General features: G+C 47.5%; 17 protein-coding genes. 14 read left to right on the top strand and 3 right to left on the bottom strand.

Going from position 1 to position 22,342, the window contains the following annotated elements; all coding sequences use genetic code 11:
* Positions 1–442: 442 nt before the first annotated feature.
* The 8 genes from LCM00_RS17305 to LCM00_RS17270 all read left to right on the top strand — a co-directional run bounded on the left by LCM00_RS17305 (position 443) and on the right by LCM00_RS17270 (position 9,326).
* Positions 443–697, top strand: coding sequence for a YgaB family protein (locus LCM00_RS17305; RefSeq protein WP_224904411.1), 255 nt, complete (start codon positions 443–445; stop codon positions 695–697).
* A gap of 240 nt (positions 698–937) precedes the next feature.
* Positions 938–1,468, top strand: a complete 531-nt coding sequence (gene ntdP, locus LCM00_RS17300) for a nucleoside tri-diphosphate phosphatase (RefSeq protein ID WP_148974602.1) — start codon at positions 938–940, stop codon at positions 1,466–1,468.
* Between the two features lie 107 nt (positions 1,469–1,575).
* Positions 1,576–3,324 (top strand): ABC transporter ATP-binding protein, encoded by a 1,749-nt coding sequence (locus tag LCM00_RS17295; protein ID WP_318247621.1) that lies wholly within the window; start codon positions 1,576–1,578, stop codon positions 3,322–3,324.
* 360 nt (positions 3,325–3,684) lie between these two features.
* Complete coding sequence (locus LCM00_RS17290; RefSeq protein WP_224904409.1) at positions 3,685–4,695, top strand: ABC transporter ATP-binding protein; 1,011 nt, start codon at positions 3,685–3,687, stop codon at positions 4,693–4,695.
* Positions 4,676–5,662, top strand: coding sequence for an ABC transporter ATP-binding protein (locus LCM00_RS17285; RefSeq protein ID WP_224904407.1), 987 nt, complete (start codon positions 4,676–4,678; stop codon positions 5,660–5,662). The genes LCM00_RS17290 and LCM00_RS17285 overlap by 20 nt, the downstream gene beginning before the upstream one ends.
* A 30-nt stretch (positions 5,663–5,692) precedes the next feature.
* The gene (locus tag LCM00_RS17280) at positions 5,693–7,306 is read left to right on the top strand and encodes an ABC transporter substrate-binding protein (protein ID WP_224904405.1); all 1,614 of its coding nucleotides are present in this window, start codon (positions 5,693–5,695) and stop codon (positions 7,304–7,306) included.
* A 99-nt stretch (positions 7,307–7,405) separates the two neighbouring features.
* Entirely contained in the window at positions 7,406–8,410 is a 1,005-nt protein-coding gene (locus tag LCM00_RS17275) for an ABC transporter permease (protein WP_009795210.1), read from the top strand.
* A gap of 16 nt (positions 8,411–8,426) precedes the next feature.
* Complete coding sequence (locus LCM00_RS17270) at positions 8,427–9,326, top strand: ABC transporter permease (protein ID WP_022543512.1); 900 nt, start codon at positions 8,427–8,429, stop codon at positions 9,324–9,326.
* A 501-nt stretch (positions 9,327–9,827) separates the two neighbouring features.
* Here LCM00_RS17270 and LCM00_RS17265 read toward each other — a convergent pair.
* From LCM00_RS17265 to LCM00_RS17255, 3 genes are all read right to left on the bottom strand, one after another.
* Positions 9,828–10,907: an FUSC family protein gene (locus LCM00_RS17265; protein WP_009795212.1), complete on the bottom strand. Its 1,080-nt coding sequence runs from the start codon at positions 10,905–10,907 to the stop codon at positions 9,828–9,830.
* A gap of 329 nt (positions 10,908–11,236) precedes the next feature.
* Positions 11,237–15,709 (bottom strand): glutamate synthase-related protein, encoded by a 4,473-nt coding sequence (locus tag LCM00_RS17260; protein WP_224904403.1) that lies wholly within the window; start codon positions 15,707–15,709, stop codon positions 11,237–11,239.
* Positions 15,710–16,069: 360 nt separating this feature from the next.
* Complete coding sequence (locus LCM00_RS17255) at positions 16,070–17,365, bottom strand: glutamate-1-semialdehyde 2,1-aminomutase (protein ID WP_224904401.1); 1,296 nt, start codon at positions 17,363–17,365, stop codon at positions 16,070–16,072.
* Between the two features lie 609 nt (positions 17,366–17,974).
* Here LCM00_RS17255 and LCM00_RS17250 point away from each other — a divergent pair.
* The 6 genes from LCM00_RS17250 to LCM00_RS17225 form a co-directional block, all read left to right on the top strand.
* The gene (locus LCM00_RS17250; protein ID WP_224904399.1) at positions 17,975–18,982 is read left to right on the top strand and encodes an ABC transporter ATP-binding protein; all 1,008 of its coding nucleotides are present in this window, start codon (positions 17,975–17,977) and stop codon (positions 18,980–18,982) included.
* A 10-nt stretch (positions 18,983–18,992) separates the two neighbouring features.
* A complete protein-coding gene (locus tag LCM00_RS17245; protein ID WP_224904397.1) occupies positions 18,993–19,784 on the top strand; it encodes an ABC transporter permease in 792 nt (263 codons plus the stop codon).
* A gap of 4 nt (positions 19,785–19,788) precedes the next feature.
* Positions 19,789–20,574, top strand: a complete 786-nt coding sequence (locus LCM00_RS17240) for an ABC transporter permease (RefSeq protein WP_009795217.1) — start codon at positions 19,789–19,791, stop codon at positions 20,572–20,574.
* A gap of 185 nt (positions 20,575–20,759) precedes the next feature.
* Positions 20,760–21,164: a potassium channel family protein gene (locus LCM00_RS17235; RefSeq protein ID WP_224904395.1), complete on the top strand. Its 405-nt coding sequence runs from the start codon at positions 20,760–20,762 to the stop codon at positions 21,162–21,164.
* Positions 21,165–21,235: 71 nt separating this feature from the next.
* On the top strand, positions 21,236–21,706 hold the full coding sequence (gene bcp, locus LCM00_RS17230; RefSeq protein WP_224904393.1) for a thioredoxin-dependent thiol peroxidase: 471 nt from the start codon (positions 21,236–21,238) through the stop codon (positions 21,704–21,706).
* 121 nt (positions 21,707–21,827) lie between these two features.
* On the top strand, positions 21,828–22,342 hold a 515-nt coding region (locus LCM00_RS17225; protein WP_224904391.1), incomplete at its 3' end, for a transposase.

Below are 22,342 nucleotides of genomic sequence, written 5' to 3'. Positions count from 1 at the left end.
ACAACTCCGCTTTGCTTAACCGGAAATTCTCCGCTTATATACACCCCTCCGTGCCATATTCAGCATCCTAAGCGGAGAATCTCCGCTTATTTTAAAGCTTGCTAACGATCCCTTTTAAAAAATTTTATAGCAACAATCTTTACGAAAAGAGCTTTACGATTATAGCGATTGCGCTTTTCTAAAAAAGTTTGGTAAGCAGATTTCCACTTCGAACATTGTCCAGCTCCAGCGCTTACCCCCTCGAGGTCAGAAGCCAAGCCTCCCAAAAAGGCAAAGAACGCCTTTCCGGGAGTCTTGTCTTCTGCTTGTCGGGGGTGGGCAAAGCGCTTCCGCTTTTCTATATTCGACAAAACTTCCTTTCAATCAGCAGAACTAGTCAAAGGAAAGATTGGGGCAAAGCCGAAATACATAGGTAGAATCTGAAATTGGGACGGTGACCTGTATGAGCACTTTTGACCTGCTGGTATCTGAACAGATGAAAACAATGGAAAAGCTCCTGTTTCTTCAGTCCGAACTGGAACGCTGCCAGGAAATTGAGCATGAGCTGAAAATAATCCAGGAGGAAACAGAGCTGGAAAGCGTCCAGTTTGAAATCCACCGCATGAAAGAAGAATTGCGAGAAATCCACCGGGTGTTTGAAGCCCAGACGGAAGAGGTAATCAGGTCTTATCAGGAAGTGAATCTGACCTGCGGCTGAAAGCTGTGCATCGGGGAGAAGTCAGGGAAATGGCAGGATCTTTGCACTTTATGAAAGACTATATGGGATTGATCGGGCCATTGAAAGATTTTTCAATGGCTCTTTGTTTTAAATTCTTTCTTTAACCGTTATAATAATAGGAAATAATACGTTCTTTGTTGCCTTTTGTCGTTTTAGGAAACTTGTGCAAGTCATTTGATAGGTTGCAAAGCGTTTGGGAATGAAAGTAGGGGAGAAGAAATGGGCGTACCCATCGAAGGAGAACCGATGCAAATACACAGCTACAAACACAATGGGCACATCCATCGCGTCTGGGAGGAAACGACCGTTCTAAAAGGGACACAAAGCCTTGTGATCGGAGGAAATGACAGGACCATTGTGACGGAATCCGATGGGAGAACCTGGGTGACCCGGGAGCCGGCAATCTGTTATTTTCATTCACAGTACTGGTTCAATATCATTGGGATGATCCGGGAGGATGGCGTGTATTATTACTGCAATATCAGCTCTCCTTTCATATTTGACGGCGAAGCGCTGAAGTATATTGATTATGATTTGGATATCAAGGTCTTTCCGGATATGACATTCAATCTTCTCGATGAAGATGAATATGAGCGGCACCGGAAGGAAATGAACTATCCAGAAGTCATCGACAAGATATTAAAAGCGAATGTCGATAAACTGATCCAGTGGATCCGCCAGCGGAAAGGGCCTTTTGCCCCGGATTTTATTGACATTTGGTATGAGAGATATTTAACCTACAGACGCTGATATTAAGGATAAAAAAAGCCTGTGTAGCACCTGTTGACCTTGTTTCAACAGGTTTTTATCTGTTTAAAAGAGGTATTCTATAGAGAGAGCATTAAGGGGGGCAGCAATTGGACAGCATCAAAAGATATATGAAATTTGTTAAGCCGTACCGGCTGCAAATAATCGGCACACTTTTAATAGGCATCATAAAATTTGCGATTCCGCTTTTGATTCCGCTTCTAATTAAATATGTAATTGATGATATCGTCGGGAACGACCTACTGTCCCAGAGCGGAAAAACGGAAAGGCTGCTATGGATCATGGGAGTTATGATCGTTATCTTTGTACTGGCCCGTCCGCCAATTGAGTATTACAGGCAGTATTTCGCACAATGGACAGCCAGCAAAATTCTTTATGATATCCGTGATAGTCTGTTTCACCATATCCAGAAGCTCAGCTTTAAGTTTTATTCCAATAACAGGGCAGGGGAAATCATTTCAAGGGTCATCAATGATGTCGAACAGACAAAGACCTTTGTTGTGACAGGCCTTATGAACCTATGGCTTGATATTGCAACAATCATTATCGCAGTCGTGATTATGTTCAATATGGATATTACACTGACGATCGTTTCCCTGATTCTTTTCCCATTCTATGCTTTCAGTGTCAGGTACTTCTTCGGGAACCTTAGAAAGCTGACCCGGGTGAGGTCCCAGGCTCTCGCCGAGGTCCAGGGATATTTGCATGAACGTGTCCAGGGAATGGCCGTTGTAAAAAGCTTTGCCATTGAAGACCATGAGCAGAAGCAGTTTGACAGCCAAAATAAAAATTTCCTGGAGAAAGCCATTGACCATACAAAATGGAATGCAAAAGCCTTCGCTGTCGTTAACACCATAACCGATATAGCGCCATTGATCGTTATTGGCTACTCAGGCTATGAGGTCATACAGGGCGATTTGTCGATTGGAACCATGATGGCTTTTATCGCCTATATTGACAGGCTTTATAACCCGCTCCGCCGGCTTGTCAATTCTTCCACAACCCTGACACAGTCGATTGCATCGATGGACCGGGTGTTTGAACTGGCTGACGAGAAATACGACATCGATGATTCCCCGGACAGCATTGAAGTGACCGATGTGAAGGGCCATATTGAATTCAAGGATGTGGATTTTTCATACGATAAGGAAGAAGAAACTGTCTTAAAAGATATTTCCCTTGATGTCCGGCAGGGCGAGACCATTGCCCTTGTTGGCATGAGCGGAGGAGGAAAATCTTCCTTGATCAGCCTGATCCCCCGTTTTTACGACGTGACAAAGGGGGAGATCCTGCTTGATGGGACAGATATCAGGCGGTTTAAGGTACGTTCACTCCGTGATAAGATCGGAATTGTATTGCAGGATAATATTCTTTTTAGTGAATCCGTTAAAACAAATATCCTTCTCGGCAAGCCGCATGCGAGTGATGAAGAAGTGATTGCAGCTGCCAAGGCTGCCAATGCTCATGATTTCATCATGAACCTTCCTGATGCTTATGAGACGAAAGTCGGAGAAAGGGGCGTAAAGCTGTCAGGAGGGCAAAAGCAGAGGGTGGCAATTGCCAGGATATTCCTGAAGAATCCGCCGATCCTGATACTTGATGAAGCTACATCCGCGCTTGACCTGGAAAGTGAGCACCTCATCCAGGAGGCTTTGGAAAAGCTGGCTAAAGACAGAACCACCTTTATTGTAGCCCATCGGCTCTCAACTATTACCCATGCCGACAGGATTGTCCATATCGAGAACGGGGAAATTGCCGAAATAGGCAATCATGAAGAACTTATGGCCAGACAAGGTCATTATTATAACCTATTCCAGGTACAGCAGCTGGAGCATTGAAAAAAACCTCCTCTTTTACAGAAACCAAACTGTAAAGGGGGAGGCTTTTTTTGTTAAGACCAGGTAATTTTGCTCATATAACAAAAGAGCCTGGCATATGATGGGGGAAGCCGGTCCCATCCCCCAAAAGGTATTTCGGTTCTTGGAATGTTTTTAAAAATTTAATATATTTAAATAATTTGGAAAAATCTGTAGACTTGTATGGGCTTTTTTTATAGAATGAGAAAAAGATAGTGACCAAAGGTACAAATTTAAAGGGGCATGACGTATGCCCTGTTTTACAGCATTTAAACTGCAAGAAGTCAGAAGAATCCATGAAAGACCAGTGCTTCAGCATGGAAAAAAGGAAGGAGTAATGGTGTGAGTCAAGCTCCCGTTTTAGATGTAAAGCAGCTGAAAACCTCCTTTTTTTCTTCAGATGGAGAAATACCAGCTGTGGATGAAATCAGTTTTTCGGTCCGTAAAGGTGAAATTCTGGGAATAGTAGGCGAATCAGGCTGCGGCAAAAGCGTGACATCGCTGTCGATCATGAAGCTGATCCCCCAGCCGCCCGGAAAAATCGTTGGCGGCGAGATTCTGCTGAATGGCGAGGACCTGGTTGCAGCTTCAGAGAGCAGGATGAGGGAAATAAGAGGGAATGAAGTGGCAATGATTTTCCAGGAGCCGATGACTTCCCTGAACCCGCTGTTCACCATCGGCAGCCAGCTGGTGGAGGGCATTACGATACATAAGAAGATAAAGAAAAAGGAAGCGGCCAGCCAGGCTGTAGAAATGCTGAAGCTTGTAGGGCTGCCGAGGGCAGAGCAGATCATGAAGGAATATCCGCACCAGCTTTCAGGAGGGATGAGGCAAAGGGTGATGATTGCCATGGCCCTCTCCTGCCATCCGAAGCTGCTGATCGCAGATGAACCGACAACAGCGCTTGATGTGACGATCCAGGCCCAGATCCTCGCTCTTATGAAGGACTTGAATAAAAAGCTTGATACGGCCATCGTGATGATCACCCATGACCTTGGCGTTGTTGCCGAGGTCTGCGAAAGGGTCATTGTCATGTATGCAGGAAAGGTAGTTGAGGAAGCGCCTGTCAGGGAAATCTTCAAAAATGCCAAGCACCCATATACAATCGGGCTTCTCCAGTCAGTCCCCGATATAAGGGAGAGGAAGGACAGGCTGTACTCGATACCGGGAAATGTCCCAAAGCCCGGCTCAGTCAAGCATGGCTGCCGCTTTGCGGCAAGATGCGAATTTGTCCATGACCGCTGCCTGTCCGAAACGCCGGAGCTGTACCAGGGAAATTCTCCGGTGCATACGGTAAGATGCTTTCTTCATGATGAATCAGGAGGTGCAGCCAATGGCGGAAGTTCTGCTTGAGGTCAATCAGCTTAAAAAGTATTTTCCGATAACAGGCGGCCTTTTTGGCAAGAAGACCGGAGATGTAAAGGCCGTTGATGATGTCAGCTTTTATGTCAATAAAGGGGAAACACTCGGGATTGTAGGGGAAAGCGGCTGCGGTAAGTCAACGACCGGCAGGATGCTGATGAGGCTGATCGAACCAACCGAAGGAAAGGTGCTGTTTGAAGGGAAAGAACTGACAGGACTGAACGATTCGGAAATGAGGAAGATGCGCAAGGAAATGCAGATGGTATTCCAGGATCCGTTTGCTTCCCTGAACCCCCGCCATACAGTCGAAAAAATCCTTGAGGAGCCGCTGATCGTCCACGGGATGGGGGATAAGAAAGAGCGGAAGCAAAGGGTAAAAGAGATGCTCGAAGTCGTCGGATTGAGCAGCTGGCATGCAAAAAGATATCCTCACCAGTTCAGCGGCGGGCAAAGGCAGAGGATCGGGATTGCCAGGGCATTGATGACCAGGCCGAAGCTGATCATTGCGGATGAGCCGGTCTCTGCGCTCGATGTTTCTATCCAGTCACAGGTGCTCAACCTGCTTGAAGACCTGCAGAAGGAATTTCAGCTGACTTATATTTTCATAGCCCATGATCTCGGTGTTGTCAGGCATATCAGCGACAGGGTGGGAGTGATGTATCTTGGGAGGCTGGTAGAAATCACGACAGCTGAAAAGCTGTATGATAAGCCCCTGCATCCTTATACTGCTGCCCTTCTCGACGCAGTGCCGGTCCCGGATCCTGATCTGCGCAAGGAAGCTGAGCTTTTAAGCGGGGATATCCCGAGCCCGGCGAACCCGCCAAAAGGCTGCGCGTTCCATACAAGGTGCCGGGAGTGCATGGAAATCTGCACGGTCGAGCGGCCGCAGCTGGAAGAAATTGAAGAGGGTCATTTTGCAGCCTGCCACTTATACACTAGTGCCAGGGTGCATGCATGATAAAAGAAAGAAATTAAAAGGGGGAAAAGTATGAAGAAGCGCAATGGTCTTTTAATGTTGGTTTTTGCCCTGCTTCTGTCATTGGGGCTTGCAGGCTGCACAGGCAGCCAGTCAAGCGGCACAGATGAAGGCGAGAAGGATTCCGGTTCAGATGCGGGCGGTGAAACAGCCGCCGGCGGAACACTTGTCTTCGGGCGAAGCGGGGACTCTGATGCTCTGGACCCGGCGATTACAACCGAAGGCGAATCCTTCAAGGTTACGGTCAATATTTTTGAAACCTTGATCAACTTTGGCGAGCAGGATACAGAAATCCAGCCTGGCCTTGCAACTGAATGGGAGGAAAGTGAAGACGGGCTGAAGCATACGCTCAAGCTTCGCGAGGGAGTCAAGTTCCATGACGGGACAGATTTCAATGCAGAGGCAGTCGTCTTCAACTTCAATCGCTGGAAAGCAGGCAATAAAGAAGAATTCTATTATTATGCCTCTCAATTTGGCGATGTGCTTACAGAGGTAAAAGCCGTTGATGATTATACAGTCGAATTTACATTAAGCAGGCCGATCGCTCCATTCCTGAAAAACCTGGCGATGTCGCCATTTGGTATCGCGAGTCCTGCTGCAGTTGAAAAGGCCGGCGATAAATTCACTGACAACCCTGTCGGAACAGGGCCTTTCAAGTTCAAAGAATGGAAACGGAACGACCGTGTCGTCATTGAGAAGAACCCGGATTACTGGCAGGAAGGCCTGCCAAAGCTTGACTCAGTCATTTTCAGGGTTATCCCTGAAAACTCAGCAAGGCTGAATGCTTTATCTACAGGCGAGGTTGACCTGATTGACGGCGTAAGCTTCAGTGATGTAGGGCAAATTGAAGGAAATGCAGATCTGCAGCTGTTTGACCGTCCGTCCATGAATGTCGGCTATCTTGGGCTTACCAATACACGCGGCCCGCTGAAGGATAAGAAGGTCCGACAGGCGCTGAACTATGCGGTGGATAAGCAGGCACTCATCGATGCCTTCTATTCCGGATATGCAGAGCCGGCGAAGAACCCTATGCCGCCTGGAATTGCGGGCTATAATGATGAGGTGCAGGATTATGAATTCAATCCTGAAAAAGCGAAGGAGCTTCTGAAGGAAGCTGGCTATGAAGATGGATTTGAGATGGAGCTTTGGGCAATGCCGGTTGCACGTCCATATATGCCGGACGGGCAAAAGGTGGCCGAAGCCATCCAGGCCAACTTTGCTGATGTTGGCGTAAAGGCGAAAATCGTATCCTATGAATGGGGAACTTACCTCGACAAAGCCAATAAAGGGGAAGCGGATTCCTTCCTTCTCGGCTGGACAGGGGACAATGGGGATGCTGACAACTTCCTTTATGTACTTCTGGACCAGGATACTATCGGATCCAATAACTATACCTATTATAAAAACCAGGAGGTCCACGATCTTCTGATTAAAGCACAGACGCTGACAGACCAGGCTGAGCGTGAAGAGCTGTATAAGCAGGCCCAGCTGATCATCAAGGATGATGCACCATGGATCCCGCTTGTCCACTCCAACCCTGTCCTTGCAGGAAAAGCGGACATTACCGGATTCAAGCCGCATCCAACAGGATCGGATCTGCTGTCTTCTGTGGAATTTAAAAAGTAAATGGAAAGATAGATAGAAAGAAAGGGAGTTCCTTATAGCGGCTCCCTTTTCTTTTAGCCGGACTGATGCGGCTGGACAACCATCAAGAGAGGTGAAAACATGCTTTCATATACGATCAAACGAATATTTTCCCTTATACCGGTCTTATTGGGCTTGTCGCTGATTGTATTTTTCATGATCAGGGCCATACCGGGAGATCCCGCCCAAATCATCCTGGGCCAGCTGGCAACGAAAGAGGCTGTGGCAGATTTGACAGAGCAGCTTGGGCTTGATAAGCCCTGGTTCATTCAATATTTTACATATTTGGGGGGGCTGTTTACTGGTGATCTGGGGGAATCGCTCCGTACGAAGGCACCGATCAGCGGAGAAATTTGGCCTTTCCTTGCAGCTACCATGGAACTTTCATTCTGCGCCATGCTCATTGCGATCTTTTTCGGCGTGAATGCAGGAATCATCAGTGCCTGGTTCCAAAACTCCTGGTTTGATTATATTGCCATGGTGCTTGCACTTATCGGCGTATCAATGCCGATTTTCTGGCTTGGCCTTATGGAGCAGTGGATATTTGCCATCAATTTGGACTGGCTCCCTACATCCGGCCGGGAAGAGGTCAGAAATCCGGTTGAGGCCATCACCAATCTTTATATCATCGATACACTCCTTGCAGGACGGATGGATCAGTTCTGGGATGTCATCCGCCATCTAGTGCTTCCGAGCCTTGCATTATCGACCATTCCCATGGCCATAATTGCCAGGATCACGCGCTCGACAATGCTTGAAGTAATGCGTTCAGACTTCATTCGTACGGCAAGGGCCAAAGGGCTAAGGATGTTCTGGGTCGTGTACAAGCATTCTTTGAAAAATGCCATCATCCCTGTTTTGACAATCATCGGGCTGCAGACCGGGCTCCTTCTTGGCGGTGCCATCCTGACGGAGACTATTTTCAGCTGGCCGGGAATCGGAAGATATATCTATGAAGCTATCAATTACCGCGATTATCCGGTCATCCAATCAGGGATCCTTGTCATTGCATTCATCTTTGTCATGATCAATCTGATTGTCGACCTCTTATATGCGGCAATCGATCCAAGGATCAAATACAACTAAAGGAGGGAAGAAGCCTATGGAATTATCAACAGAAAAAAATGTACATCCGTCTGCGGTCCAGGCCGAGGAAAAGGTGGAATCCCCCTGGCTTGAAGCATGGCGGAGCTTCCGGAAGAACAAGCTGGCCGTTGTCGGCGCGCTTATTGTTCTGTTCTTTGTCATCCTGGCTGTATTTGCGCCGCTGATAGCCCCTACAGGCATCAATGAGCAGCAGCTGGCAAACCGGCTGAAGGCCCCATCGGCCGACCATTGGTTTGGAACCGATGACTTTGGAAGGGATATTCTTTCCCGGGTAATTTATGGGGCGCGGATTTCTTTATGGGTAGGCTTTCTGGCCGTCCTCGGCTCACTAGCCGCAGGCTGTCTGCTTGGCATCCTTGCAGGCTATTATGGCCGGTGGGTGGATACAATCATTTCCCGGTTCTTTGATATCATGCTTGCGTTTCCAAGCATCCTACTGGCGATTGCGATTGTAGCTGTACTGGGTCCATCCTTAAGGAATGCGCTCATTGCCATTGCCATTATCAATATCCCTAACTTTGGGCGCCTGATCCGTTCCCGTGTGCTCAGTGTAAAGCAGGAGGAATATATCATGGCGGCCAAGGCAGTCGGCATGAGTGATGCCCGCATCTTATTCCTCCACGTCCTGCCGAACAGCATGGGGCCAATCATCGTCCAGGGAACACTGGCAGTAGCAACAGCCATCATCGAAGCAGCTGCATTGGGCTTCCTTGGACTTGGGGCAGAAGCGCCAAATCCGGAGTGGGGAAAAATGCTCTCAGATGCAAAGGCATATCTCATCCAGGCTCCCTGGACAATGATCTTCCCAGGCCTCGCCATCATGCTAACAGTACTTGGCTTCAACCTCATGGGCGACGGGCTGAGGGACGCGCTGGATCCCAGGATGAAGAGTTAGGAAGAAAAGGGAGGTCTGTGCTTATATTTATAGTTTATTCCGTTAATGGAGCTGTTGATTTCCGTTCCAGGCACTTCGCTTTCCGCGGGGCGACGCTGAGCCTCCTCAGAGCAAGCTCTTGCGGGGTCTCAGCATTGCCGCTGCAATCCCGCAGGAGTCTTCGTGCCTTCCACTGCAATCAACAGGCTTTTTTAAGTTTGAGTAATGTAATACCCTGGGCTTCTATTAGTTTAGCAGGTTATAGAATTTCATATAAATCAAAAAGGGTGCGGAGGACTGTTTTCCGTACCCTTTTTGACATTGCCAATCTTCTAGGTTCTCAAGTCAAAAGACACTTCATGATGGAATATTCCTCAAATACCTAATATGTGTCATGCCACAAGATGTAGTACAAATCTATGTTGTTCAGGAGCAGAATTCGCATTCCTTTATTGAGCATGCACACTTAGTTTAAAATACCTTCATAAAAAAAAGCAGCCATCCGGCTGCTTTTCTTTGTGACTATTCCTCGTTTTCCTCTATACTAATCTCGTTTTCCTCTTTATGATACGACTGAAAACTCGAAATCAATGTATCCAAATGCTCGACCTGTTCATCGTATTCAATGATGGCGGAGATGATCTGCATGGTATGGTAAATAATCTGCTCATCATCATTTTCCATGTTTTTATGCTGCGCCAGGAAGAAGGTGAACAACTCCTTGCGGTCCAGGCAGATATCGCCTTCTTCAAAACTCACCTGAGGTTTCACTTTACCAATGAACTTGAGCATCACATGCTCATGATAGTGTATCAGACAGTCCAGCTGCTGCTGGATAGAATTCTGGAAATCCTCTGGCATCTGCTGCAGCTCGTATTCATGGCGGTGCAGCCTTTTCAGTGTTTCAAGCGACATTTTAACGGTCGAGATCATCTGTCTGTAGATGACCAGCTTTCTCGCTTTGACCGGGCTGTCTTTTTTCAGGTAATTCCGTTCTTCCTTATACATAAGGTACAGCTGATCGAGCTTGATGACATCATCTTTCAGCTTCTCGATATCATTTTTTAAGAGCATATGCTCAGAGGCATGGCGCACATTCAGCCTGATCCACTTTGTAATATCTTCTGTCGCATTGGATATTTTATAATACAGCTTGTTTTCATATTTAGGCGGCAGGAATACAAGATTGACCAGAAAAGCTGATAATATCCCAAGCATGATGGTCGAAAAACGGATAACAGCAAATTGGACAAAGTCATCACCAGGAGTCTCCATGATGGCGATCAAGGTCACCAGTGACAGGGCGATGGTTTTTTCAAGCTTCAGCTTTAGGTTGATAATGATGACAATGACGGCGGCAAGACCGACAATGAAATAGTTGTTTCCGAAAACAAGAACAAAGACGACGGCAATGACAGCCCCGATGATATTGCCCTGGATCTGCTCGATTACCGATAGATACGATCTGTAGATGGTAGGCTGAATCGCAAAAATGGCTGCGATGCCTGCAAATACAGGAGTTGGCAGGTTGAAAATTTCTGATAAAAATAAAGACAGTATGATGGCAATTCCCGTTTTTAGTATGCGGGCTCCAAGCTTCATGCAAATAATATCCTTTCGTATTTATAATGGCTGCTTTAGCAAGAATACAGCCATTATCTATTTTATACTTACTTTAAACCGATTTGCTCATTGTTAAACAATTATGTACTATACAGGGATTATCCTTGAAGTTCAAGGGACAAATATGATAAATCTCCGATAAAATTCCATTAAGGCGCTTACATGAAAAAAGATGGCATATTGCCGGCAAAGTTGTATGATATGGATGGTGAATATGCTCGTATGATCCAACTGAGCAGGGCGTGAAAAAAGAAAAATGAAATAAATAAAGGCCCGCTCAAGAATGTTGAGCGGGCCTTTGGCAACCATCATTCTGTAGAAACAGAAGGGTCAGCCTGTTCTTTTACAGGAACTACCTGGAAGAAGTGGTTTTCAACGTCTTCAAGCAATTTGGACAGCTGTTCAGATTCTTCGTGCTGCCCTTGTTCCGCGAGCATTCTTATATAATTGCCGAGAAGCTCTTGAACATCTTCCTGCCCTTTTGAGGACAAAGAAGAGACGGTGACTTTTGCACCTTTTGCGATCCTGCGCTGGAGGGCTTCCTTCGTGAGCCCCAGTTCCGGCTGATGGCGGAGGTATACGACCCCGCCGGTCATGCCTGCGCAGATCCATGGGCCAGGATCGCCAAGCACAAGGCCTCTGCCATTGGTCATGTATTCAAAAGCAAACCCCTTAATATTGGCATGTGTCCCGATGTTGCCATGTTCTTTTTCAGGAAGAGGCTTTTTCAGCTGTCCGCCAATGATCATGTCTGCACCGGAGAGACGGATGCCTGCACGGGCATCAGCATTCCCCTGGGCCACGAGGAGCCCTTTTTGTGCACCGTATCCAAACCCTTTGCCGACTGATCCATTGTAGAAGCTGCCATTCTTTCCTTTTGATTTAAAAATCAGAATCTCTCCGCCGAATGAAGTCTTGCCGATGCCATCCTGCGCGCCGCCGGCCACTTCAATATGGATGCCGGCGCTGTTGTAGGCTCCAAGCCCATTGCCTGGAATCGAGCCGCCCTTATACTTAAGCGAGACTGGCGGAAGGCTCTGATAAGATCCGTCCAGCCGGTTTCTGACGCGGTGGCAGGAAACACGGCTGCCCAGCACGCGCTGTTCTGAAGTAATGCTCTGGTATTCGCGTGATTGATGGAGCTCCTCTACGCTTGCATCAAGATATTCTGCGCCTACTGCCACCTGAAGCTGGTGGGCATCGAGGGAAGCAGCTGCTTCCTGATGGCTCAATTGGCCAATCTCCAGTGTGCGGAGGAGGTAGGTCAGATCCAGCTGTTCTTTTCCTTTTGCCTGCTCAAGGAGGTCAGAGCGCCCGACAGCGTCCTGGAGGTTCCTGATGCCAAGTCCCGCTGCCAGAGCTTTGAGCTCTGTTCCGAAGGCTGTATATAAGTTCATGATGCCCTGGACGGCCAAGTCGAATTGGCGCGGTACGAATCGGCGGAGGCCATGATCCTTTGCCTGCGCTTCTGTTTCGATCTGAGTCGCAATCCCGACATGGCATGTATCCAGATGGCAGCCGCGGCATGTGGTACAGCCAATCGCCAGCATGGAAAGAGTCCCGAATCCGATCCTGTTTGCCCCGAGGAGCATGACCTTCAGCACATCAGATGCACTCTTGATGCCGCCGTCAGCCCAGATCTCTACACTGTCGCGCAGTCCTGCTTCAAGGAGGGCGTTATGGGCGGCCTTAACACCGATTTCAACCGGAAGCCCAACATGCTGGAGCGCATGGATTCTGGCGGCGCCGGTACCCCCGTCAAAACCGCTCAGGGTGATGATATCCGCCCCTGCTTTTGCGATTCCGACCGAGATCGTCCCGATATTAGGAACGACAGGAACTTTTACAGCGACTTTGGCTTTATCATTGGCCGTCTTGAGCTCATGTATCATTTGGGCCAGATCTTCAATCGAATAGATATCATGATTATTGGAAGGCGAGATTAAATCTGAGCCAATGGTGGCATTTCTCGCCTCTGCAATTTTTGCTGTCACTTTTGAGCCTGGAAGATGTCCGCCTTCACCCGGCTTCGCGCCCTGGCCGATTTTAATTTCAAGCAGGTTTGATGAGTTCAGCAGCTCGGCGTTCACCCCAAACCGGCCGGATGCAACCTGCTGTCCGCGGGTATTCGGATATTTGCCCAGCATATCCTTGATTTCCCCGCCTTCACCGTTCATGCTGACCATGTTCAGGCGGTCTGCACCTTCTGCATAAGCCCTGAAGGCAATCTCATTTTGTGAGCCGAATGACATTGAAGCAATGACGAAAGGAAGATCATGCGTGCCGACATTCAGGCTCACCTCTGAAGGCGATACAGGGGAGGATGCCGGCTTGAAGCCAGTCAGGTGGCGGATCGTTGTCGGATTCTGCTCCTCCTGTTCTGAAATTTTTTCCCCGTATGCTGTATAGTCGCCGGTTTTGGCAACTTCGCCGATGGCTTTCCATATGCGCGGGAAAAGATGAAAGGTCTTTCCGATTCTTTCTTTTTCATTCTGGTAATCTTGTGCTCTTTGAATGCTGTCTTCCTTCATGCTTTCAAAATTGCATGAAAGCTCTCCTGAACCGAAGAAGTTTACAATATTCAGTATTTCCGCTGTTTCCTCATGCAGCCCGATGCTTGAGAATAGCCGCCCATAGCCTCTCAGCTCGTGGATTCCGATCGTAGAAATGACCTTTTCGAGGCCTTTTGTCAGTGCTGTGTACAGATTTACAAGCGGCGTGGCCGATTCATCCAGTACGGTCATGAACATATAGTACGGGGAAATCAGATCTGCACCAAGTCCATAGCTGGTGATGATATCATGCAAAGACCGGATGGAAGCTGAACGAAGCAGGATGGAACAGTCCCTGCGGACCGCTTCCTTAACCAGAGCCTGATCAATCGCTGATACGGCCAAATGGGGATCGAGCCACAGATTTCCGTTCTGATGTGCCTGTGAATCATCCAGTATGAGGAGGGACTTCCCGCTCCTCACAGCAGCCACAGCATCCCCAGCCAGACGGCCAAGGGCCTCCCGGATGCCTTCATCTTCACTGAACACAATCGGGATGTAGGCAGTCAGCTTTTGCTCCTGGTAATATTCTGTCACCTGGTCATAGCTTGGCTGCTGGATGATGCCGGAACATTCAAATCCTGCTTTTCCTTCAATCAGGAGCGGAGTCTGAAGTTCAGTGACCCCTGAGACTTCCTTATCAGAATGGAAGAGGGCAGGGCGCTTCCCGATGATGGTCCTGGTGGAAAAATGTTCTGTTTCACGGTCGCGGTCAATGGCCGGATTGGTCACGACGGCCACACTTTCCTTTATATAGTCGGCAATGTTTTTCCGCTCAGGGTTCAATGCTGCCAAAGGTGCATCATGTCCTAAAGAACGGATCGGCTCAATGCCTTTATCAGCCATCTGTTCAACAAGCTGGACCTGATCCCTTTCCCAGCCGAAAGCTTTATATTGGCCGTTATGAATCTTGCTTGGATAATTCATCGAAATGGTTTTGGGCAGCCTTGGCGTTTCAAGCCGCTTCCTGCTGCCGTCCAGATGCACCCGCTTTGAGAATCTTTTGTATACCTCTTCCTGGTATGCATGCTGTTCAAATACTTCAAGAACATCCCCGTTCCATTTCAGGCCGACCTTTTCTCCCGGAGCCAGCGGCTTAGGCTCGTTTACATATTCGCTGGAAGGAATAATCCCCGGTTCTGAAGAGAATAAATAAGAGCTTTCTGTCTCAAGCATCCAGAGCGGGCGCAGCCCAAGTGCATCCACGCTGAATACTGCCTCGTCCGCAAAGCGGGAGATGATTCCTGCAGGACCCTGGGCAAAATGGCCCCAGCCTTCCCGGATGTAGGTATATAGATCCTGGAGATGGTCAGGATAAGACTTAATTTCGTTCACAATTGGCGGGAACATAACATCCATCGCTTCAAAAAGTGAATAATTTTCACGGCAAATAAACGTCTCCAGTGTTCGGCTCAAGTCCTGTGAATCGCTGCCGTCCTTCACGAGCGGGACGCCTGCAAGCTTAGCTTCATCCCGAAGCTTGGCAATCGTGTTGATTTCGCCGTTATGCCCAAGCACACTGAAAGGCTGGACACGGAAAAAGCTGGACAGTGTATTGGTAGAATATCTGTTGTGGCCAAGCGTCATTGTCGATGCGGCAAGCGGGTTCGCAAGGTCATGATAATATTTGGGCAGGATATCCCCTGCGCCCATCACTTTATAGACAGCGTGGTGCTGGCTCAGAGAGGCGACATGGACATGCTCATCCTCTTCGAAATTAATAATAAGGTTAAATAACTTTTCAGTAAGAGGCTGGCCCTCCAATTCTGATAAAATGGCAAACTGCCAGAATATAGGGTTTTCCTGGATGGCAATCGGCCCAAGGGCTGAAGAATTTGTCACTTCGTCTGATTCAAATAGGATGTCAAAGCCTGCATCTACTAATTTTTCTGCAAGACTGGCTTTAATGCTTGAGCTTTTTTCATTTCTTGACATGAAAACATGGCCGACGGCAAATCCTTCGCGGGAGGCTGCCTCAGGATCGGCACCGGCATCAGAAAGCTTCTGCTTCCATAGCTCGCGCGGGATATCAATATGGATCCCGACGCCGTCACCTTCTCCATTAATAAAACCCGCGCGGTGATTCATCGTGACAAGAGCATCGATGCAGCTGAAGATATTCTCCCTTGAAGGGATTTTATTCTTTTCCATTGCGGCTACAATCCCGCAGGCATCATGCTCCTGGCGGTTAAATTCAGTGAAAAGGGATGGGCTCCAAGTTTGTGTCATAAATACGGCTTCAGCAAATTGCCAAGCCGGTTCACCTCCTATAAGATTTATTCTGTATACAAAATGAAATTTTGTAAGGTTCATTGTTTCGAGGAAACATATAAGGGGAAAATAAGACAGGGTGGGTCTACATTTTTCAAAAAAACATGAGATACAAAAGTGAGTTTTTAGAAAATTAGTATTTTTATCATATCATAAGAATTTTCAGAAATCAATTAATTATACAAAACTCTGGATGGCGAGTGGGCAGAGGAATATGGATTTTTTAATAAAACATCTTGTTTTGTAAACGTTTTCAATGTTGGTTATATTAAAAAAGGAGCCGCTAAAGGCTCCTTTTATGCATAAAAAACTGTATAATTATTCTCCGCTCATTATGCTGAATACATGGTTGACTGCATGGAGAGTAGCGTCTATATCTTCTTCGGTATGGGCAATGGTTACAAACCAGGCCTCATACTTGGAAGGCGCCAGGTTGATCCCCTGTTCAAGCATCAGCTTGAAGAAACGCGCAAAAGTCTCGCCATCTGTGTTTTCTGCCTGCTCATAGTTTTCTACTTTTTCTTCCGTAAAGTAGATGGTCAGCGCACCTTTCAGGCGATTGATGGTGATCTGGATCCCATGCTCAGCCGCTGCTGCCAGTATGCCTTCTTCAAGCATTTGGCCAAGCCTGTCAAGATATTCATAGATTCCATCCTGTTTAAGGACTTCAAGGCAGGCGATTCCGGAAAGAATGGAAGCCGGGTTTCCTGCCATTGTCCCTGCCTGGTAGGCTGGGCCTAATGGAGCTACCTTTTCCATGATTTCCAGTTTGCCGCCGTAGGCACCGATCGGAAGCCCGCCGCCAATGATTTTGCCCATCGCTGTCAGGTCAGGCTGAACGCCAAGCATATCCTGGGCACCGCCATACATAAAGCGGAAGGCTGTGATGACTTCATCATATATGACGAGGGAGCCTGCTGCATGGGCGATTTCGATGATTTGCTCCAGGAAGCCTTCTTTTGGTTCAACTATGCCGAAATTTCCTACAATCGGTTCAACCAGCACGGCTGCAATCTCGTCTCCCCATTTTTCCATCGCTTCTTTAAATGGTTCAATATCATTGAATGGGACAGTGATCACTTCCTGGGCGATGCTTTTCGGCACGCCGGCAGAATCCGGCGTTCCAAGTGTGGATGGCCCCGAGCCTGCCGCTACAAGGACAAGGTCGGAATGGCCATGGTAGCATCCGGCAAATTTAATGATTTTGTCTTTTCCAGTGTAGGCCCGTGCCACACGGATCGTGGTCATGACGGCCTCAGTGCCTGAATTGACGAAGCGGATCTTTTCCATGCCCGGCATCGCTTCCTTCAGCATCTTGGCGAATTTTACTTCGTGCGGGGTAGGTGTTCCGTACAGGACCCCTGTTTCGGCTGCTCTTTTGATCGCTTCTGTAATGTGAGGATGTGCATGGCCGGTGATGATGGGGCCATACGCAGCCAGATAATCGATATATTGATTTCCGTCGACATCCCAGAAGTAAGCTCCCTGCGCGCGCTCCATCACAACCGGAGCTCCGCCGCCAACTGCTTTATAAGAGCGGGAAGGGCTGTTAACTCCGCCCACAATATGTTTCAGTGCTTCTTCATGTATGCGTTCTGAATTCGAGAAATTCATTTTCTTCCTCCTTAAGGCGTGATTCCTCCTTTATATTACCGCAGTTTAACGGGCAGTAATAGCCCCGCGCTTATAGTAAGAAAGTTAGGAAAAAGGAAGGGGTGCGAGGCTAAACTGCCCGTAAAGCCCGGCTGGTTCAACTAACCCCCTGGGAAGAACACCAGGGGGAAGTTTCCCAATGCCGCAGTTTAACGGGCAGTAATAGCCCCGCGCTTATAGTAAGAAAGTTAGGAAAAAGGAAGGGGTGCGAGGCTAAACTGCCCGTAAAGCCCGGCTGGTTCAACTAACCCCTTGGTAAGAGCGTCCAAGGGGAAGTTTCCCAATGCCGCAGTTTAACGGGCAGTAATAGCCCCGCGCTTATAGTAAGAAAGTTAGGAAAAAGGGAGGGGTGCGAGGCTAAACTGCCCGTAAAGCCCGGCTGGTGGAGATAACGCCCGGGAAGGACGCCAAATGGGAATCAGCCTGCAAAGATGCGTGCAGGCTATTTGTATAAAAGATCTCCTTTGGCTAAAATGAGTTCTTGGGGCGCCGGCTTTGAGAGAGGGCTGGATGCCTTGAATGTTTTGAAATATATGCCCTTGTAAAAAAGGGATTGAACTGGAGGAAAACATGAAGGATGCCATCATTGTAAATGGCCTGCGCAAGGAGTTTAAGGCCTATTCAAGCAGGGCCGGCCTTAAAGGGGCCTTCCGTGATCTGTTTACGCGAAATTATAAGATTGTCCCTGCTGTCAACGATATCAGCTTTCAAGTAAGGCAAGGAGAAATGGTTGGCTACATAGGAGAAAACGGAGCGGGAAAGTCGACGACCATTAAGATGCTGACCGGCATCCTGGAGCCGACTGCCGGTGAGGTGACTGTCAATGGGATGAATCCGCACAGGGACCGGGAGAGATTTGTCCAGACGATCGGGGTTGTGTTCGGGCAGAGATCCCAGCTGTGGTGGGATATTGCCGTTCAGGAATCGTTCCGGCTTTTAAAAAAGGTTTATAAAGTATCTGATGAGGATTATGCCAGCCATATGGACCATGTAATCAGGACGCTTGATATCGGACCGCTCCTGGATAAGCCGGTACGCAAGCTTTCACTTGGGCAGAGAATGCGCTGCGAGCTGGCGGCGGCCCTTATCCATAATCCGCCGCTGATATTTCTCGATGAGCCGACGATCGGCCTCGATGTCCTGGTTAAGCTGAAAATCCGTGAGTTTCTAAAAGAAATCAACCAGAAATACAATACGACGATTCTTTTGACCACCCATGACATTTCTGACATTGAAGCGCTTTGCGAGCGGGTTGTCATGCTTGATGAAGGCCGCATCATATACGATGGTGCTTTGCAGAGCCTGAAGGAAACCTGGGCTGAAGGAAAGGAAATACGGTTTGAATTTCTTGAACAGGCAGAATTGGGGGCCCTGGAAGAGCTTACGGCCGATCTCCCCGTTGACTGGCAGAGAAATGGAGAGGACGAAGCATTTACTGCCTTTACGGAGGATAAAGAGGAAGTCATTTCTGCGCTGATTGCAAGGGCAGTATCGGCCTACAAGGTCAGGGATATTAAAATCATGGAGACATCAACCGAAGAAATCATCCGCAATATATACGATAAAGGCATGGCATAAGGAGGCAGCAATGGATAAGTATGTAGAAATGATCCGGATCCGTTTTTTAATGATGCTCGCCTACCGGACGAATTATTATACAGGCATTCTGATATACAGCATTAATATCGGCGCTTATTATTTTTTATGGACTGCTATTTATGGAGGGAAAGAGAGCATTGAGGGCCTTTCCGTCCTGCAGATGACCACTTATGTAGCTGTTGCCTGGATGGCGAGGGCCTTTTATTTCAATAATATCGACCGGGAAATGGCTGCAGAAATAAAGGAAGGAAAGGTAGCGGTTGAGCTGATAAGGCCATACAATTATCTTGGCATGAAGACCATGCAGGGGCTGGGGGAAGGTATTTTCCGTTTGTTCTTTTTCTCTGTTCCCGGGATGGTCATCGTGGCCCTTATCTTCCCGCTTGAATTTTCGGCAGACCCTGCCACCTGGCTGCTGTTTTCAGTATCCATTCTGCTCAGCTTCTTGATCAATACCCAATTAAATCTGCTGACAGGGATTACGACTTTTTTCTTATATAATAATACAGGCTTAATCAGGGCCAAGCGCGTTGTAATCGATCTTTTTTCCGGGCTGCTGATCCCTCTTTCCTTTTTCCCTGTCTGGGCGCAGGATATCTTGAAATTCCTGCCATTCCAGGGCATCAGCTATATTCCAAGCATGATTTTCACCAATGGCTTCTCACATGGAGAAGCTATCAATGGTCTGCTCCTTCAGGGAGTATGGGTGCTGATCCTCATCATTCCGATACAGGCACTTTGGACCGCGGCGAAAAAGCAGATGGTCATTCAAGGAGGGTAACAGCTTGTTTTATATTTCGATTTTTTTCCAATATGTGTCTCAGTATATGAAAACAAGGCTGGAGTATCGGGCAGATTTGGCAGTTGAGGTTGTATCCGATTTGCTGTTTCAGGCAGTCAATTTGATCTTTATTCTGGTTGTCTTCGGCCATACCAGCTATTTAAGCGGCTGGAACAGGGATGAAATTATTTTTATCTATGGATTCTTTCTTGTTCCATATGCCCTGTTTTCTTCCTTTTTCAATATTTGGGACTTTAATGAACGTTATATCGTAAAAGGGGAGTTTGACAGGATCCTGACCAGGCCTGTTCATAGTCTGTTCCAAATCGTCCTGGAAAGGATGGAGCTGGAATCGCTGTTTGGAGCTGTAACTGGACTGGTCATTATGTTTTATGCGGGTGAACAGCTTGGACTGAGCATAAGCTGGTATGACCCGTTCTTGTTTATCCTGCTTGTGCTCGGCGGTGTTATGGTTTATGCCGGGATCTTTGTCCTGATTGCATGCATCAGCTTTTGGGCGGACGCAAGAACTTCCATCATGCCGATGATGTACAATATCGGGAATTATGGAAGATACCCGGTGGACATATACAATGGCGCCATCCGCTTTGTGCTTACCTGGATTCTCCCGTTCGCATTTGTCGGTGTCTATCCGGCGGCCTATTTTCTTGGAAAGCATGAATGGCTTGCCTATTCTTTCCTGACGCCAGTCATCGGTCTGGTATTCTTCTGCCTGTCCATCATCGTCTGGAATCAGGGCGTGAAGAAATACCGCGGTGCGGGAAACTAGAATGCAAAAACAGTACTCTCTTAATGGGTGCTGTTTTTTTATTCCGACTATGGGCGCATACTGAAACTCTATTCCTGGCTGCTGTTTTCTTTTTCCCTGAAACTGCACTTAAAAAGACAAGCCGGCATACAGACCCTGTTTAAAGCGTATAAATCTAGGGAGTATAAAGGAGAAGAGGGTCTGATTTGGTCTTTTATCTTTCGCTGATATTGATTGCCTTCTGTGTATTAATGAGTCTGCGGACATTGTTTATCCCCCATAAGATCCGCGGAAAAAGAGTCTCGTTTGAAAACTTTCTGTATCTGGCTTTTATATATGTGACGGTCATGATTGGCTTTGGGCTTATTTACGTTTTAATAGAGCAGAACGGTACCCAGGTTCTCCGGGAAAGCGCGGGAGCGGAAGGAGGAACATTTTTTCAAAGGCTGGAGACAGGCTTCTACTTCAGTGCTGTTACCCTTTTTTCAGTAGGCTATGGCGATATTTCCCCTGTAGGGATCGGCAGGATGATCGCCGTCCTTGAGGCACTGATCGGCTACACAATTCCTGCAGCATTTGTAGCGAGGGCGGTATTCGACAGAGAGCCCTGACAGCATCCCGAATTTGTGTTTGACTCAGATTTTGGATAGGCTTATGTTATAACATCGATGGAGGGATTAGTATGCAGATTGAACTTGGAAAACAGGCTCCGGAGTTTGAACTGCCTGGGGCAGATGAAAAGCCGGTAAGGCTGTCGGATTTCCGGGGCAAAAATGTGGTCCTGTATTTCTACCCTAAGGATATGACGCCAGGGTGCACGACAGAAGCATGCGATTTCAGGGACAAGCATGAGGAATTCCAGGGGGCGGATGCTGTGATCATCGGTATAAGCCCTGACCCGGCGGGCAGGCACGGGAAATTTATTGAAAAATATGGACTGCCATTCATCCTGCTGTCAGATGAAGAGCATAAAGCTGCCGAAGCGTATGATGTCTGGAAGCTGAAGAAGAATTTTGGCAAAGAGTATATGGGGATTGAAAGATCCACCTTCATCATTGATAAAGAAGGGAATTTGGTGAAGGAATGGAGGAAAGTCAAAGTGAAGGGCCATGTTGAAGAGGCGCTTGCTTTTGTAAAGGAGCAGCTTTCCTGAATGATAGGATTGGATACTTGTATCCAATCTCAGACTGTAGACAAACTCGAAGAAATTCGGGTTTGCCTACAGTCTATTTTTTTATAAAATATAAGATATACCAATGCTTGAGGTGAAAAAAATGCTGACTAAGAATAATTCAATCCAACGGGATCAAATTGAAATGATTGCTCTTGACCAACTTGTACCCTCGAACCATCTGGTTCGCAAGGTAGAGGCTGCGATTGATTTTTCATTTATCTATCCACTTGTGAAAGATATGTACTCAGAAGTCGGCCGCCCAAGTATTGACCCGGTCGTATTGATAAAAATGACGTTCATCCAATACCTATTCGGCATCCGTTCCATGCGCAAAACCATTGAAGAAATAGAAACAAATATGGCTTATCGCTGGTTCCTTGGCTTTGGTTTCTATGATAAGGTCCCTCATTTCTCAACATTCGGCAAGAATTATGAGAGACGTTTCAAAGATAGTGACCTTTTTGAACTGATCTTTTACAGGATTCTAGATGAAGCTTCCACCAAAGGACTGATCAAACCTGAGCACGTATTTGTTGATTCCACTCATGTAAAAGCAAGTGCAAACAAGAGGAAGTTTGCCAAGAAGGTTGTACAGAAAGAGACTCGTGCTTATCA

Origin of the sequence: Bacillus infantis (assembly GCF_020171945.1) — a bacterium.
In the GTDB taxonomy this organism is placed as follows: Bacteria; Bacillota; Bacilli; order Bacillales; family Cytobacillaceae; genus Bacillus_AB; species Bacillus_AB infantis_A.
Note: the sequence above shows the minus strand (reverse complement) of the source record. Positions and strands in the feature narration are given on the sequence as shown.